General features: G+C 68.1%; 9 protein-coding genes. 3 read left to right on the top strand and 6 right to left on the bottom strand.

What is annotated here, in order from left to right; translation table 11 throughout:
* Genes ACIG5A_RS03090 through ACIG5A_RS03115 form a run of 6 tightly spaced genes read right to left on the bottom strand, consistent with a single transcriptional unit; the run spans position 1 to position 6,652 of the window.
* Complete coding sequence (locus ACIG5A_RS03090; RefSeq protein WP_397237092.1) at positions 1-1,170, bottom strand: MlaD family protein; 1,170 nt, start codon at positions 1,168-1,170, stop codon at positions 1-3.
* Positions 1,167-2,237 carry an MCE family protein gene (locus tag ACIG5A_RS03095; RefSeq protein ID WP_397237094.1) on the bottom strand — a complete coding sequence of 357 codons (1,071 nt, stop codon included), beginning with the start codon at positions 2,235-2,237 and terminating at the stop codon, positions 1,167-1,169. The genes ACIG5A_RS03090 and ACIG5A_RS03095 overlap by 4 nt, the downstream gene beginning before the upstream one ends.
* Positions 2,234-3,319, bottom strand: a complete 1,086-nt coding sequence (locus tag ACIG5A_RS03100; RefSeq protein WP_397237096.1) for an MCE family protein — start codon at positions 3,317-3,319, stop codon at positions 2,234-2,236. Before ACIG5A_RS03100 ends, ACIG5A_RS03095 begins: the two co-directional genes overlap by 4 nt.
* A complete protein-coding gene (locus ACIG5A_RS03105; protein WP_397237098.1) occupies positions 3,316-4,287 on the bottom strand; it encodes an MCE family protein in 972 nt (323 codons plus the stop codon). The genes ACIG5A_RS03100 and ACIG5A_RS03105 overlap by 4 nt, the downstream gene beginning before the upstream one ends.
* The gene (locus tag ACIG5A_RS03110) at positions 4,284-5,312 is read right to left on the bottom strand and encodes an MCE family protein (protein ID WP_397237100.1); all 1,029 of its coding nucleotides are present in this window, start codon (positions 5,310-5,312) and stop codon (positions 4,284-4,286) included. The genes ACIG5A_RS03105 and ACIG5A_RS03110 overlap by 4 nt, the downstream gene beginning before the upstream one ends.
* Positions 5,309-6,652, bottom strand: a complete 1,344-nt coding sequence (locus tag ACIG5A_RS03115; RefSeq protein ID WP_397237102.1) for an MCE family protein — start codon at positions 6,650-6,652, stop codon at positions 5,309-5,311. Before ACIG5A_RS03115 ends, ACIG5A_RS03110 begins: the two co-directional genes overlap by 4 nt.
* A 423-nt stretch (positions 6,653-7,075) precedes the next feature.
* Between ACIG5A_RS03115 and ACIG5A_RS03120 the strand changes: the two genes are divergently transcribed.
* Genes ACIG5A_RS03120 through ACIG5A_RS03130 form a run of 3 tightly spaced genes read left to right on the top strand, consistent with a single transcriptional unit; the run spans position 7,076 to position 17,409 of the window.
* On the top strand, positions 7,076-8,098 hold the full coding sequence (locus ACIG5A_RS03120; RefSeq protein WP_397237104.1) for a pyridoxal phosphate-dependent aminotransferase: 1,023 nt from the start codon (positions 7,076-7,078) through the stop codon (positions 8,096-8,098).
* Positions 8,098-9,129, top strand: coding sequence for a hypothetical protein (locus ACIG5A_RS03125; RefSeq protein WP_397237106.1), 1,032 nt, complete (start codon positions 8,098-8,100; stop codon positions 9,127-9,129). The genes ACIG5A_RS03120 and ACIG5A_RS03125 overlap by 1 nt, the downstream gene beginning before the upstream one ends.
* A gap of 36 nt (positions 9,130-9,165) precedes the next feature.
* Complete coding sequence (locus tag ACIG5A_RS03130; RefSeq protein ID WP_397237108.1) at positions 9,166-17,409, top strand: amino acid adenylation domain-containing protein; 8,244 nt, start codon at positions 9,166-9,168, stop codon at positions 17,407-17,409.
* Positions 17,410-17,438: the final 29 nt, after the last annotated feature.

The raw sequence follows: 17,438 nt of genomic DNA on the forward strand, positions 1-17,438 counted from the left end.
TCAGCGAACCGGAGGGAGCGTGCGTTCGCGCGGGTCGACGCCCGGTGGCATGTTCGCGCCGTTGTTCGGCACCGCCGGGCGTGGCGCGTTGGCGGCGCCGCGAACCTGTTGCCCGGGAGGGGGATTGTCGCAGTAGTTCCATTTCGGCAGCGTGCCGTCCTGGATGACCTGGGGTTTGATCGGCGTCGATCCGTACTGGCAGAACGGGCGCAGCCAGATGTCGAAGATGGCGTGGAACTCGCTGCCATGCGCGGGAACTCCCAGTGCGGACCCGCCGATCTCCAGCGCGGGGAACAGGGCGCGCAGTGCGGGATTGCGTAATTGCGCCGCCCGGACGATCGCGGTGAAGTTGGTGATCAGGGTGGTGATGGGATCGGCGGAGCGGTCGAGCGCCGAGCCGAGATCGACCAGTTGGCCCGGCGTTCGATCGAGCAGGGTGCGCAATTCCGCGTTGGCGTTGTCGAGCTGGTCGATCAGGGAATGCAGGTTGCCGGTGAGCGTGCCGAGGTCCGGTTGCGCCTGAGTGGTTGTCGCGGCAACGGTGCGCAGCGCGGCAAGGAGATTTGTGGTCTGCGGCAGCAGATCGTCCAGGCCGGCGGCGGCCAGGCTGAGGCCGTCGACCAGGTGCCGCAGCTGATCCGGCCCGCCACTGAGCGCGGTATCCAGTTCGGTGATGATGACGCCCATCTTGGTCGGATCGATCTGCGAGATCAGATCACCGGCGTCGATGAACACGGTGGCGATCGGGGTCGGCGTGACCGTCTTCGCCGGATCGAAGCGAACCACCGCGCCGTCAGAAAGATAAGGGGCACTGTCCTTTTCGGGCTGGAAGTCGAGGTATTGCTCGCCCGCGGCGGACAGGGCAGCCACCGCGACAACGGTGTCGGCGGGGATGCGGTACTTCGATTCGATCCTGGTCTCGACGGCGATCTCGGCGCCCGCCTCGATGACGTCGACCGAGACCACCTCGCCGATGCGGTACCCGCGCAAGGTCACATCGTCGCGCGGCTGCACACCGCCCGAGGCGTCGAGCCGCACGGTGACGGTATACGTCGAGCGGAACGGATCCACCCGCATCACGCCGATCAGCAGATAGGTACCGCCGGTGAGCAGCACGAGCACCAGGCCGACGGCGGACAGCAAAAGCTTGTGCCGCAGTAGCGCGTTCACCGGTGCCCGCCCGTGATGCGGCCGTGGATGATCTGCAGCATCTGGATCAGGCTGCCGAAGTTGTCCTCCAGGTCGGGCAGGGTGGGGAATTGACTGGTGCCGGGCGCGGTCAGCAGCGCGACATCGAGATTGGTGATGGTCGCGTAGGTGGCCAGGCTGCTGCCGCGGAAGCTGGCGTCCACCGCGGGCCGGATCTCGTGCAGCGCGTCGAGCAGCGCGCCGAACGTGGGACCGGTGGCGGCCAAGGCGTCCATCAGCTTTCGCGTGTTGTCGAGTAGCCCGCTGAGCTGATCGGCGGAGGTGTCGGCGTAGTCGCCGAGCGCGGCGCTGGTGACGGCCACCTTCGCCAGCAGATCACCGAGCGCACGGTTGTTCTCGGCGATCGCGCCGAGGGTCTGCGGCAGCGTATCGGCCACCTCGCCGAGTTCGGCGCGATGGGCCTCGACCGTGCTGGTGAGCGCGTCGAGCCCGGCGAGCGCCGCGTCGATGCGCTCGGTGTTCTCGTGCAGGCCGGTGAACACCCGCGTGGTCTGTGTGATCACCGAGGCCAGTTGGTCCGCCCGCCCGCCGACGATGGAATCCAGTTCGGCGGTGACCTTTCCGAGGTCGGCCAGCCCGCCGCCGTTGAACAGTAGCGAGATCGACACCAGCAGTTCCTCGACGGTGGCTCCTGCCGAGGTCCGCTCGATCGGGATGGTATCGCCGTCGCGGAGCATTCCGGTGGACACCTCGGGCGGGGTCACCGCGATGAACACGTCACCGAGCGGGGTCGCCTGCCGCAGCTGCGCGGTGCTGTCGGTGGGCAGCTGGATGTTCTTGTCGATGGTCAGCTCGACGACGGCCTGATAGTCGCGGGTGGTGATGTGGGTGACGATGCCGACATCGGAACCGCCGAGCTTGACCTTCGCTTGGTCGGGCAAATTGAGCACGTTCGCGAAAACTGCTCGGACCGTGTAGGTTTCGCTGGCCGTGCCCGGGTTCGGCAGCGGTAGACTGTCGACGGTGAAGCCGCACGCTGTGCACAGCGTGATCGCGCTCAACGTCGCGAGCGTCCCGGCGGCCCTCATTTCGTCAGTCCGAGCAGCGCCGCGATCAGTCCGAAGTCCGGCCCGAAATCCGTCATCCGCCCGGTGCGGCAGCCGTCGGCCCGCATCTGGATCCGCTCGCAGAACACGCTGACGATCTCGGTCGACAGCGCGACACCGAGCAGGGCGTGCAATCGGATATAGCCGCGCTGCCTGTCCACCGCGCGATCCAGGTTCTGCATGAACAGCGGTAGCAGATCGACGACCTCGATGACGCCGAAGGCGTTGCGGCGCAGCTGATCCGTGACGGTGGTCAGCCTGGTCATGGTCTCGATCAGCCGGTCCTGGTGCTGGCTGAAGAACGCGCTCGTATTGGCCAGGAAGTCGTTGATCTGTGTGAGCGTGGCCTGCAAGCCGGGGGCCTGGTCGGCGAGCAGGCCGGTCAGCTGGGTCATCCGATCGCTGAAATCGCGCACGGATTGGTCGTTTTCGGCCAGCATGGCGGTGAGCTCGTTCAGTTTCACGATGATCGTCGACACCGCGTCCTTGTTGTCGACGCCGACCTTCAGCGCACCGGACAGCGCGGTGAGCGTGTCATGGATCCGCGCGCCGTTCCCGTCCAGCATCGGATAGAGCACCCGTCCGGAGAGCACCCCGACGCCCTCGCTGCCCGGTGGCGGCTTCAGTGCGACGGCGAACTGGTCGATGGTTTTGATCAACCGGTCGATCTCGACCGGTGTCCGGGTCCGCGCCAGCGGCAGATGCGTACCGTCCGTGAGGGTTTCACCGCCGGTGTAGGCGGGGGTGAGCTCGATATGCCGGTCGGTGACGATGGACGGCGAGACGATCGCGGCGACGGCATCGCGCGGAATCCGCACCCCCTGGTCGATGGACAGGTGCACCTCGGCGTATTCCGGTGTGGCCACGATCGTGTCGATCCGGCCGACGGCCATGCCGAGCACGGTCACCTTGTTGCCCTCGAAGATGCCGGGCACACCGGCGAAGTCGGCGGTGATGCGCATGGTGGCGCCCAGCGCGTTCTGCACCGAACTCGGCACCAGCGAGCAGCTGCCCGCGACGAGCGCGGCCGCGGCGATCACCGCGGTACGGGCGAGCGAATTCATCCCTGACACCCCTCGATCACTTGGGCGAAACACAGCCAGTTGTCCGGGAACAGCCATGGCAGGCCGACTTCGGCGTAGTTGCCGTTGCCGCCCGCGTTGGTCAGATAACGCACCGACGGCGGCATGATCGACAGCAGCCGGTCCAGGTTGTCCCTGTTCTTCTCCAGGCCCTCGGCCATCGTCGCCAGCTGATCGACGGTCGGCCCGAGCAGGCCGTCGTTCTCCGCGCCGATCTCCTGCAGCTGCCTGGTGAGCGTCGCGATGGTATCCAGCAGCTCGCGCAACAGGTTCCGGCGTTCCATCACCCGGTTGGCGATGGCCTCGCCCTGGGTGATCACCAGCAGCAGGCTGTTGCGGTTGTCGCCGAGGATCTTCGTCACCCGATCCAGATCCTGGAGCAGCTCGCCGAATTCGTCTCTGCGCCGGTCGATCACCCCGGCCAGTACGCCGACGCTGTCGAGCGCCTCGGCGAACAGCTGCGGCGACTGCCCGAGTTGCCGATCGAGCACGTTCAGCGATTCGGCGAGTTGTGCGGCGTCGATCCCCTCGAACGTCGGCGTACCGACCTCGATGACATCGGCCAGGTTGTACGGAACGACGGTGTTGCTCTTGGGAATTCGGCCGTCCTTCAACCCGGAGCCGTCACCGGGTTCGAGGTCGACGAAGCGGGTGCCGAGCAGCGTCGCCATCTTGATCGATGCCTTGGCATCGGGCCCGAGGCGAACATCGCGATCGATCCGCAGGGTGACCACCACCCGATCGCCATCGAGCCGCATCCCCGACACCCGGCCGACCGGGATGCCTGAGACATCCACCGCCGCACCGACTTCGATGCCCGCGGCCTGCGCGAATTCGGCGTCGACGGACTGCTCGCCGACGCCGAGCTCTTGAGCGCAGCGCGGCACGAACAGCAGCACGCCGACAAGCGCGGCGCCGCCGATGCCGATCCAGAATTGCCTGTTCTTCATGGCCTGCACACCGCCGACTGGCCGTTGCCGCCGATCTGGGAGATCAGCCCACGCGGGAAGAGCACGTTGTACAGCGAGATATCGAGGCGGCACACATATGCCTTGGTGTACGCGCCCTCCGAGGAGAACCGCCCCGCGTCGGAGAGGATTGCCGGGAGATCGATCGCGGCCTGGTCGAGTTTGGCGCCGTTGTCGAGCAGCAGGGTCAGCGCGTCGCGGGTAGCGGTCTGCGCGGTGCGCAGTTTCGGCTGAACCTTGCCGAACATGTCGACCAGCGAGCTGGTCGCCGCGGCGATCTGCACGGTCGATCGCTGCAGCGATTGTCCCTGTTCGTAGAGTCCGCCGATCAGCGACCGGGTCTGCGTCACCAGGGTTTCCAGCTCCGCACCGCGCCTGGCCAGGCCCGCCATCACCCCGGAGAGGTTGTCGATCACGTCGCCGAGCAGCGCGTCGCGGCGGCGGAAGTCCGCGGCCAGCGTGGCGGCCTGGGTGATGAACGCGCTCAACGAGACTCCGTCGCCCTGCAGCGCCTGGATGAGTGTTTCCGACAGGTTGTTCACCTGTTGCGGTGTCAGCACCTGGAACAGCGGCTGAAATCCGTTGAGCAGCGTGGAGATATCGAACGATGGTTCGGTGCGCGCGAGCGGGATCTCGGCGCCGGCCGGTAGCGGGCCGGCGTCGCCGCCCTCGGCGCGGGTCAGCGCGATGTAGCGCCGCCCGATCAGGTTCTGATAGCGGACCAATGCCTTCGAGTTGTGGTAAAGCCGCTGGTCGCGCTGCACGAGCAGGGTCACCCTGGCGTTGTTGTCGCGGTCGAGCTCGACCGGGCCGACCTTGCCGATCCGCACACCCGCGATGCGCACATCATCGCCCTCGCGCAGGCCGAGGACATCGCTGAAGATCGCCGTGTAGGTGTTCGTCGCGCCGGATACCGGGCGCGCCAGTGTATTCCAGATCACCGCGGTCACCAGCACCGAAACCAGTGCGAAGAGGCCGAATCCGAGCAGTGGCTTGCGAATGCTCATCGGGCGCCCACGCTTTCGGTGATCCGGACGCCCCGCATCATCGGCCGCAGCAGCAGCCATTCGGCGGTGGTCGGGCGGCGGCCGAGCAACGGGCCTATCGCGGCGTCGTCGGTCAGTGTGCGTGGTGCGGATGCGACGGGAGCCGATGCGGGGAACAACCATCCCAGTGGTGTTCCGGCGAACGGGTTAGGTGGAATATCCAGTGGCACAGGCAGTTGCGCGGCCACACTGTGCCGCGGCCGCAGACTTTCCGGCAGCGTGCCCGGATCGGCGACCGCGGGCGCCGTATAGCAGCTCGGCCCGGCGAGCGCGCCGTAGCGCGGGCAGTCCGCGACGGTGTTCGGCCGCCACGGCGTGAACGAGATCCCGACGTTCCACACCTGCTGGCGCTGCGGCCCCCAGTGGAAGGTCGTATTCAGTTTGCGGATCGAATCGTTGAGGTTCGCCAGCGCCCTGGTGATGGCGCCGGGATCCGCGGCCAGCCCGCCGAAGGTGTCGCTGGTGCCCGCCGTCACCTCCTTGCCGATCTCGGGATTGCGGGCGAACAGGTCGTTGACCTCGTCCACCACGCCGGTGCCGCCGACGATGAGATCCGCGAGCGCGGCGCGGCGTTCGGCGATGGTGCGCGCCGTGCGCACCGAATCCGCCAGTGTCGCCATCAGTTCCGGCGCGGATTCGTCGAGCGCGTGGAACGAGGTGGCGAAATCGTCGAGCAGGCCGCCGAAGTCCGGAATCGATGCGCGCACCGTACGCAGCCAGCGATCCACCCGCTCGACGGTGGATCCCGGCAGCCGCCCGCTGCCGTCGAGCGCGGTCGACAGGGTGTCGAGCACCCGGCCGAACCGCACCGGATCGATCTTGCCGAGAATGCCCTGCACGGCGGTGAGGGTGGCCTGCAGGGTCACCGTGCCGTCGCTGCGGTCCTGTTCGATCCGCGAACCGGTGCGCAGGAATCGGGTATCGGGCCCGTTGTAGACGAATTCGATCGCGCTCACCGCGAACAGGTTCGAGGGCACCACCCTGGCGGTGACATTGGCCGGAATCTTGCCCTCGAAGTCGCGGCGCATCTCGATGTGCACCCGCTGGGTCTTGTCCGCGCCGGTGACCGAGACGTTCTTCACCGCGCCGATCAGCACACCGCGGAACTTCACGTCGGCGTCCTCGGGCAGCCCGTCGCCGACCGAGGTCATATTCGCGGTGACGTCGATGGTCGGCACGAACCAGCCGACGTACCGCGCCATCAGGAAGCCGAGCACCACCGCCAGGACAACGAGTCCGGACGCGCCCGCCGCGAGCAGCTGCCGCCGCGTCGGCCCTCGACCACTCGGATCGATGATCATCGCACCGTCTGTCCCTCTCGACGCCAGTTGGTCGCGAGACCACTTCGGGTCTCGCCTCGATTGGTGGAGCAGGTGCCAGGAATTCGCCGGAATTCTATGGGCGACCAGGCGTGATAGCGGTTCGCCACGCCGACCGAAATCCGTGACATGCCGATCGGCGCGGTCAGGGCGATGCCGCCGAGTTATTCGGCGATGACGTCGCCGCATTCGGAAAATGACGAAAAAGTGATGGTCGGTGCGAAAGGCGTTTTCTACATTCATGGGACGGCGTGCCGCCGTCGGATCGAAAACCCTTCTATACCAACATTGTTGGGTTTTCGGTCGGCTGCTGTGCACGTGAGGTTAACGTCGTCGTCAACCGTCGAGTGTCATCCGCGCCCGAATTGTCTGTGACGACAAGATCCATGAAAGGGCGTGCGGGCGATGACCGCGGTAGAAGGTGTCTCCGAATTACGGCTGGATTGGAACGAGAGTCCGATCGGACCGCCGCAGGCCGCGATCGGCCGGATGCGGGCCGCTGCCGCCGAGTTGCACCGGTACCCGCGCGGACTGCTGGAGTCGGTGACCGCGAAGGTGGCGGGGCGCCACGGTGTCGATCCGGAATCGGTGCTGCTCACCACCGGTGTCGACGAAGCGGTCGACCTGGTGCTGACGCTGGTGGACTCGGCCTGGTTCGTCACGCCGGGCTTCGACGGATACCAGGCACGAGCCGAGGTGCTGCGGCGCGGCTCGGAGTCGATTCCGCTCGACGCGGACTGGCAGCCGATCGGGCTGCCGCACGAATACGAGATGGGACCGGAGGATGCCGTGTTCGTGGCCCAGCCCAATAATCCGACCGGCAATATCTTCCGGCCCGAATGGGTTTCGCGGATCGCCGATACGGCGGGCATCGTCTTCCTCGATGCCACCTACCAGGATTTCGTCGCCGACGGCACCCGCGTCGATGCTCTCGGCGCGCACCCACGGGTCGTGCGCTTTTACAGTTTCTCCAAAGCGTATGGCCTGGCGGGGATTCGGGTCGGCGTCCTGATCGGCGCGCCACTGCTCATCGCGACATTGCGCGCGCACAGCAGGTTTCACGGCGTCGATTCGATCACGCTGGCCGCGGTGGACGGTGTGCTGGATGATGACGCGTACCGGATACGGATTCGCGATCTGGTACTCGCGCAACGCCCGCGCTATGTGGCGGCGCTGTCGCAGGTGCCGGTATTCGCCGAAGTGCGCGATACCGAAGCCAATTTCGTGCTCGCGCGATGTGGCGCCGGCGTCGAGGCGGCGACGTTGATCCGGCAGCTCGCCGTGCTCGGGGTGTGGATCAAGGACTGCGCTCAATTCGGCCTGCCCGGCTGGGTGCGGATCACGGTCGGCACGGCGGGGGATCTGACCAGGCTGGTCTCGGCGCTGGCGGTCTGCGACGACCTGGTGGTCGCCGGAGGCGAATACTGATGCCCGCGAGCGATTTCGAACAGCGGCTCATCGAGGCCATCCAGCCCATCCGCTATCACGCGCTGGCACAGGCGCTCTACGTGCTCTTCGACTCCGGCATCTACGAAACGCTCCGCGGCGAACCGGGATCGGGGGCCGAGTGGATCGCCAAGCGCCACGACATGGATCCCGCTCGCCTGCAAGCGCTCTGCCACTATCTGGCCAACGAGGGCTACCTGTCCAGCGACGACGGCTGGCGACTCACCGCGAAAGCGCAGGCGCTCGAACCGTTCATGCCGTGGTACACGCTGCTCATCGGTGGCTACGCGGGCACCTTCGGCCAGCTCGGCGCGACATTGCGGGCCGGTGCGCCGTGGGCGAGCCGTGACGGCGCCAAGGTCGGCGCCGGGTCGTGCGGGATGAGCAGGCTCGACGTGCTGCCGATGGTCGATCGACTGCTGGATCGGCTGCCCGGGGGCGAACTGACCATCGTCGACCTCGGCTGTGGTGACGGTGCGTTCCTGGCGGACCTGCTGCGGCATCGGCCGCGGCTGCGCGGCATCGGAATGGAACCGGATCCGATCTCCAGCGGGCTAGCGCTCGAACGGGTGGTCCAGGAGGGGCTTTCGGACCGGATGACGGTGCATCGCGGGCGCGCCGCCGACGTCTCCCTGCTCGACTTGCCGGACGGGCAGCTCTGTTTCCTCACCGCCTTCGTGCTGCAGGAGATGCTGGAGCAGGACGGCGAACCCGCGGTGGCCGCGCTGCTGCGCGACACGATGGGTGCGTTTCCGCGGGCGCACTGGCTGGTCGTCGAGGTCGACTATCGGCTCGACGATCCGCGCACGATGGCGCACGGGCTCGGAAAGGCCTACTACAACCCGTATTTCCTGCTGCATGCGCTCACTGAGCAGCGGTTGGAGCGCCGCGAATTCTGGGATCGGCTGTTCGCCGAGGCGGGGTTGGAGATCGCGGCCTTGGATCACCCGGACGAGGCGGTCGACTCGACCGGCCTCGAACTCGGTTATCTGCTGCGCTGCCGCGCCGACTGATCCCCGCGCGCGGCCGAAATATCAGGGAGCACAGCCATGTCCGTTGATTCATACGATGATCTGTTGTCCGCGCTGGCTCGGCATGCCGCCGAGCGCGGCTCGGCCGCCGCGATCGTCGACGGCGATGTCGTCGTCACGTATCGGGAGCTGAGTGCGGCTGCGCGCGCGGTCGCCGAGGGGCTGCGCGCGGCGGGGCTCGATGCGGGCGCGCGGGTCGGACTGTGCGCGCGCCGCGGCGCCGACACGATTCGGGCGATGCTCGGCATCCTCGGCGCCGGTAGCGCTTTCGTGCCGCTCGACCCCGCGGATTCGCCGGAACGGCTCGCGGCCGTCGCGGCGGGTGCGGGGGTCGAGGCGGTGCTCGCACCCGCGCAGTGGCACGGGGCATTTCTCGGTGCGGGGCTGCGCTGTGCCGAGATCGGGTCCCTCGAGGGAAGTTCCAGCGCGGCAGCCGGTTTGGTGGTGCCCGCGGCGCTGGCCTACGTCATCCACACCTCCGGAACCACCGGGCGTCCCAAGGGGGTCGGTGTGCCGCGGCGCGCACTCGATCACTTCAGCCGGGCCATCGCCGAGGGATATGGGCTCGGCCCCGGCGATCGGGTGCTCCAGTTCTCCTCGATCGCCTTCGACGGCAGTATCGAGGAGATCTTCCCGCCGCTGTTCGCGGGCGCCACCATCGTGATCCGGCCCGAGGCGCCGGTGCCGCCACCCGCGGCGCTGCTCGACTGGTGTGCCGCCACCGAATTGACGGTCCTGCACATTCCCACCGCGTACTGGCACGAATTGGTGGTCGCGCTGGCGGCGGGTGACGCCGAATTGCCCGCTGCCGTGCGGATAGTGAGCGTCGGCGGCGAGGAGATGCGTGCCGAGCGGCTGCGCACCTGGCGAGCCATCGGGCTCGACGACATCCGCCTGGTGAACGTCTACGGCCCCACCGAAACCACCGTCGTCGCCACATGGGACGACCTGGCCGGGCCGTTGGCGCCGCCGGATTCGGAGGACGGCCCGAGCATCGGTCACCCGGTGGCCGGTGTGCGCGCGCACATCGATGACAACGGCGAGTTGTGGATCGGCGGTCCTGGCGTCGCCAACGGCTACCTCGGCATGCCGGGGCTGACGTGTCAGCGCTTCGTGCCCGGCCCGGATGGGACGGTCTACTACCGCACCGGCGATCGCGTCCGGTCACTGCCACAGGGACGGCTCGGCTACCTCGGCCGAATGGACCGGCAAGTCAAGGTGCGCGGCTTCCGCGTCGAACCAGCCGAGGTCGAACGCGCCTTGAGTACCCAACCCGGCGTGCACGACGCGGTCGTTCACTACGACCAGGAGCGCGCCACTCTCACCGGCTACGTCGTTCCGGTAGGGAACACGCTCGACGAGACCGAGATTCGGGCCGGACTAGCCGGACTGCTCCCCGCACACGCGATCCCGTCGCGGCTGGTCGCGGTTTCCGCATTCCCGCTGACATCGCGTGGTGCAAAGGTGGACCGCGCCGCACTGGCCGAATCCTTCGCGTCGGCGACCGGGCCCGCCGGACCGGCCGGATCAGTCGCGGTGGCAGTCGAACCGCTCGGATCGGTTGTGCTGGCAACCGGACTTGCCGGATCAGCCGCAGTGACAATCGAGCCCCTCGGAGCAGCCGAAGGTGGCGTCCGTCGCGTTGCGGCGCTGGTGGAGGATGTGCTCGGGTTGGCGGCTGTGGACGACGACGAGTCGATTTTCGCGCTCGGGGCGCATTCGCTGACCGCGATCAGGCTGCTGGCCCGCATTCGGCGCGAGTTCGGTGTCACGGTGGATCTGGCGGATCTGCACGCCACGCCGACCGTCGGCGGTATCGCCAAGCTGATCGATGCCGGTGTGCGCCGACCGGCTGTGTCGCGGCCGGTCGACGCCGATGCACCGCTGTCGCTCACCGGGTTTCAGCGGGAGTGCTGGCTCGCTGAGCAGCTGCAGCCGGATACGCCGATGTACACACTCGGTTTGCGGTATCGGGTGAGCGGGCCTGTCGATGCCGACGAGATCGTTGCGGCGTTGCGGCAGTTGGTCGATCGCCACGACGCGCTGCGTTCGACGGTTCGCGAGGACGATGCCGGGCCGGTTCTGGTCGTCGGCACGATGTCCGATATGCAGGTCGACGTTCATGACCTAACCGGACTGGCACCAGCGCAACAGGTTTCACGTGCGGCGGAGCTCGCCACGTCGCGTGGTCGCACCGTTTTCGATCTGCGTAATGGGCCATTGCTGGCGGCGACGCTGTCGCGTCTGGCGGCCGATGAGTGGGAACTGGTCGTGGCCGTGCACCACCTGGTGTTCGACGGCTGGTCCGCGTCGGTGTTCGCGACGGATCTGGCAGCACTGCTTGCCAAGGAAACATTGCCTGCCGCGACGCCGTTCACGGATCACCTACGCGCGCAAGGCGTCGGCGAACAGGCGCGTGAGATCGCGCGAAAACACTGGATCGACCGGCTCACCGGCATCGATGCCGACGTCGAACCGCCCGCCGACCGGCCGCGTCCCCCGGTGCGCTCGTTCGCGGGCGCGCGGATCGAGCGCCCGCTCGACCGGGAACTGTTCACCAGGATCGAGGCGACGGCCACCGAATCCGTCACCACCTCGGCCGCGTTCGTGCTTGCCGCGGTGCAGACCGTGCTCGCACGGTTGACCGGGCGGACCGATATCACCGTACTGATGCCGACCGCGCACCGCACCGATCCGGCACACGACGGCACCGTCGGCGCGTTCATCAACGTCCTGCCGCTGCGCACCGATCTGTCCGGCGGTCCGGACTTCCGCACCGCGCTGCGCCGCGCGGGGGAGTCGTTACTCGCGGCGCTGCGTCACCAAGACCTGTCGTTCCCCGAACTACTTGCCGCGCTGGCGGTTCCGCATTCCGCGAATCGCAGCCCGCTGAGCCAGGTGATGCTGATCGTGGTGAACACCCCGGTGGCCGCGGCGACCAGGGGCGGCGTCACCGTCGAACACCTCGGTGACACCGGCAACGGCACCGCCCAACTGGATCTCACCCTCACGCTCGATCTGCCCCATTCCGGGCCGACGCTCACGGTCGACTACGCCACCGACCTCTTCGACGCCGGGAGCGCCGACCGGATACTCGACTATCTGCTGGTACTGCTCGATGCCGCGGTGGCGACGCCGGATCGCGCCATCGCCGAACTGCCGTTGCTCCCGGCCACCCTGCGCCGCGAACTCCTCAGGCATCCGGAACGGGCCACGGCCGATATCGGGGTGCTCGATGTCTTCGAGACGTACGCCGAAAGCCATTCCGGCGCACCGGCCCTCACGCACGCGGGCAGCACGAGCAGCTACGGCGAGCTCGACGCGGCAGCGAACAGGATCGCCGCGCTGCTGCACGAGAACGGCGTCCGTCGCGGCGATCGCGTCGGAATCTGCGTGCGCCGCGGGATGCCTGCGGTGGCCGCGGTACTGGCGTGCTGGAAGCGCGGTGCCGCGTTCGTTCCGCTCGATCCCGACTATCCACCGGAACGCCTGCGGCACATGGTCGTCGACAGCGGCGTCGATATCGTGCTGACCGGCGATGCCACCGTCGGCGCGCTCGGTGCGCACGCCCGGCTGGTTCCCTGGGATTCGCCCGCGGGCACGGTTGTTCCGGTGCTGCGCACCCCGCACGACGCCGCGTATCTCTGCTACACCTCGGGTTCCACCGGCGCGCCCAAGGGCGTGGTGGTCACCCACGGCAACCTGGCACACGCATTGTCGATGTGGCGCACGGAGTTTCGCCTGCAAGACGGCTGGTCCCATCTCCAGGCTGCGGCGCTGTCGTTCGATGTCTTCGTCGGAGACCTCGTGCGTGCGCTCGGCACCGGCGGCAGGCTCGTCATCTGCCCGCGCGAAACCCTGCTCGATCCGCCCGCGCTCGATGAGCTGATGCGGAACGAACAAGTCGATGTCGCGGAGCTCGCGCCCGCGGTCCTGCGCAACCTGATCCAGCACACCGCCGATCTGTCGTTCATGCGGTTGCTGATCGGCGGTGCGGACGTCTGGTATCCGCACGAATATCGAAGGGCGCGTGCGCTGGTCGGCGCGGGTGGGCGGGTGCTCAACAGCTACGGCGTCACCGAGGCGACGATCGACAGCACCGCCTTCGACGGCGCGGCCGATACGGCGGGGCCGGGTGCGCTGCCGATCGGTCGGCCATTGGCGGGTACCAGGATCTACGTGCTCGACGGGCACGGTGAGCTCGCACCGCCCGGTGTGCCGGGGGAGTTGTGGATCGGCGGTCCCGGTGTGGCCGGGGGTTATCACGGGCGCCCGGGCTTGACCGCAGAGCGGTTCCGGCCCGATCCGTTCGCCTCGGTGCCAGGGGCACGGATGTATCGCACGGGTGATGCCGCCAAGCGGCGCGCCGACGGCGTGCTCGAATTCCTCGGCAGGCTCGACGATCAGGTGAAGCTGCACGGTCACCGCATCGAGCTCGCCGAAGTCGAGGCGGCGCTGTCGACGCTGCCTGGCGTCGAGGCGGCGGCCGCGGCGGTGCGCGTCGACGGACGCGGCGTAGCCAGGCTGATCGGCTATGTCGCGCCGTCGACGACGGCCATGGACATACGCGGCACGCTGGGTAAGTTGTTGCCGCACTATGCGATACCGGCGCAAACCATCACCGTGCCCGCGCTGCCGCTCGGCCCCAGCGGCAAGGTGGACCGGGCGGCATTGCCACAGCCGCCGGAACAGGTCGCCGCGGTGGCCGTGGGACCGGCGACGGCGCTCGAACAGCAGCTGCTGCCGCTCTGGGCCGAAATCCTCGATCGCTCTTCGGTGGGACTCGACGACGGACTGTTCGAACTCGGCGGCGATTCCTTCACCGCGCTTCGCCTGGTGCGGGCCATGCGGCAGCGCTGCGGTATTCAGGTCGCACTGCTCGAGCTGTACCGCAATCCCACCGTGCGCGGGCTCGCGGCGCAGCTCGACTCCGCGGAGTCGAGCACGGAACAGTCTCTGCTGCACAGGTTTACGCCCGCGCGAGGGAACCCGGTCGCCACGGTGATCGCAATTCCCTACTCCGGCGGGCAAGCCGTGGCGTTCGAACCGCTCGCCACGGCGCTGCCGCCGGATTGGGCGCTGTACGCGCTGCAACCGCCGGGCCGGGACAGGACCAGGCCGGACGAGGCCGCGCTGCCGCTCGACGCGCTCGTCGACCGATGCGTCGCCGAACTGGCCGAGCTGCCGGGACCGCTGTATCTGTACGGGCACTGTCACGGCGCGGCGATCACCATCGAACTCGCCCGCCGGGTCGAAGCGGCCGGGCTGCCACTGGCCGGTGTCGCGATCGGCGCGCTGTTCCCCATGGCCCGGCTCCCCGGCCGGCTGTCCGACTGGCTGCATCGCACACTGCCGATGGACCGGCTCGTCTCCGATCGCGCCATCCTCGAGGAGATCCGCGCACTCGGCGGCGGCATCGGCGAACTCACCGATCCCGAGGAGCGCGCCTTCGTGGTGCGCGCCATCCGGCACGACGAGCGCGGCTCCGAGGACTACTTCGCGCGCACCTTCGACGACCCGTCACCGCAGCGGTTGCGTGCGCCGCTGCTGAGCGTCGTCGGTGCGAAGGATCGGGTCACCGAGCTGTACACCGAGCGCTACCGGGAATGGGAGCACTACGCCGAACACGTTGAGCTGCGGGTGATTCCGAAGGCGGGCCACGGCTTCCTCAAACATCAGACCGGCCAGCTGGCCGACATCCTGGTGGACTGGGCCCGCGGCGACGCATCGCCGACCGAACCCGAACCTATCCGCCCCGCGCCGCCGGGACCGCGGCCGAGCCTGCGCCGGTTCGCGGCCGTCGCGATCAGTCAGTTCGCCTCGCAGGTCGGCAGCAGCCTCAGCCAGCTGGTGCTCAGCCTGTGGGCGTACCAGCAGACCGGGCGGATCACCGAATTCGCGTTCGTGATGGCGATCGCGCTGCTGCCCGGCATCCTGCTCGGCCCGGTGGCGGGCGCGATCGCCGACCGCTACGACCGGCGCGCGGTGATGTTCTGCTGCGATCTGGTGTCCGGTCTCGCCGTCGCCGGGATGGCGGCCGCGATGTATATCGGCGCCACCGGGATGGGGCAGGTGTACGCGCTGTGCGCGCTGACCTCGGTCGCGGCGGCATTCCATCGGCCCGCGTTCCTCGCCGCGATCGCGCAGCTCGTGCCCAAACCCTATCTCGGACAGGCGAACGGCCTGAGCCAGCTCGGAGTCGGCGCGGGTGCGCTGTTCACGCCGATGCTCGGTGCGGGACTGCTGGGACTGGTTCCGCTGCAGACGATTCTGCTCGTCGACGCCGCCACCTTCGCCGGTGCGGCGGTGACGCTGCTCGTCGTCCGGTTCCCCGATCGGCTGTTCAAGCGGCGCGAGGAAACGGTGCGCGCGCAGATCGTCAACGGCTGGCGGTATGTGCTGCGGCGGCCGGGCCTGGTCGCCATGCTGCGCTTCTTCGTCGTCGACCATCTGCTCTACGCAACGGGTTTCGCGCTGATCACCCCGCTGGTGCTGATCGACTACGGTGTCGACACGCTCGGGTTCGTGCTCGCCGCGGGCGGTATCGGCGCGCTGTCCGGCTCGCTGGTCATGGGGATCTGGGGCGGCACCGCCCGCCGCGCCGACGGGATGCTGCTGTTCATGGGCGCGAACAACTTCGGGCTGGTACTCATCGGATTCGCGGGCGCGCCATGGCTGATCGCGATCGGCATGTTCGGTATGGCGTTCACCGAGTCGATCATCAACGGGCACTGGATCGCGCTCGTCCAGCGCAAGGTCGGGCTCGAACTGCAGGGGCGGGTGCTCGCGCTGTTCATCACGATCGTCACCGTCGCGATGCCGCTGGGATATCTGGTCACCGGACCGCTCGCCGACCGCGTCTTCCGGCCCATGCTGGAACCCGGTGGCGCGCTGGCGGATGCGCTCGGTCCGGTGCTCGGCACCGGACCCGGACGGGGGCTCGCGCTGGTGATCGCTGTCTGCGGGCTGCTGCTCACCGGCTGGACCACTCTCGCATGGCACAACCGGACGCTGCGCTTCGTCGAGGACGTCCTCCCGGATGCCGTTCCGGACAGCGAAATCGAGGACGCGGACACCGAACAGCGCCGCGCCGACGAGCGATTGCGCGCCACCACCGATCATGGTCGCGCGGACCAGGATTGGATCGAGAACTGGCGCCGCCTCTACGATTCGGCCTACACCGGCTCCTGGGATGTCATCGGCGAGGACTTCACCGGCTGGAACAGCAGCTACGACGACACCGCCATCCCGCTCGCCCACATGCGCGAATGGCGGGCCGCCGCCGTCGCCCGCATCCTGGCCCTGCGCCCGCGCCGTGCGCTGGAAATCGGTGTCGGCAGCGGCAATATTCTTGCCCACGTCGCACCGCATTGCGAGAAATACACCGGCACAGATCTTTCCGGCGTTGCCATCGACTATCTGCGCACCCGGGTGGAAACGGTTGCGTCCCTGCGCGATCGGGTCTCTCTGTCCGCCGGACCCGCACACCGGCTCGAAACGTTCCCCGACAGTTCCTTCGACACCATCATTCTCAACTCGGTGGTCCAGTACTTCCCGAGCCGCGCCTACCTCGACGAGGTCCTGACCCACGCCCTGCGCCTGCTCACTCCGGGCGGCTCCCTCTTCCTCGGCGACGTACGAAATCTGCGTCTGCACCGCCATTTCCTCGCCGCCATCCAACGCCACCGGCTGCCCGCAGGAACCACTCCCGACGACCTGTCCCGTGCCGTGGACCGAGCGATCGCCGCCGAGAACGAACTACTTGTCGACCCTGCCTATTTCACCCACCTCGCCTCCGGCACTCCTGTCGCCGTCGACATCCAGCTCAAACGAACCACCCACCACAACGAACTCACCGCCTACCGCTACGACGTGGTCCTGACCAAGACCTCCACCACGACCTCGCTGGCCACCGCGCCAACCCTGCGCTGGGGCGCCGACATCACCACCGTGGCCGAACTATTCGCCGAAAGCCGTCCAGAAGCCCTACGCGTGGCGGAAATCCCCAACCGTCGCCTGACCCCGGCGGACCTGACCGCCCCGGACCCGGAAGCATTCCGCGAACTCGCCGAAGCCAACGGCTACGCGCTCGCCTCGACCTGGTCCACCAGCGACCCGACCCACATCGACGTGATCCTCTATCGTCCCGCGGACACACCCCTGACCGACCTCTACCTACCGCCCGCCCACACCACCCCGCTCGTCAACCCCTCGCCAGCGAGTGACCTCGGCGCGGCGGGGGTCCGCGCCGACCTATCGTGAAAGGCTGACAAGCCTGGTCGCCGAGGGAG

Source organism: Nocardia sp. NPDC052566, assembly GCF_044547285.1.
Lineage (GTDB): Bacteria > Actinomycetota > Actinomycetes > Mycobacteriales > Mycobacteriaceae > Nocardia.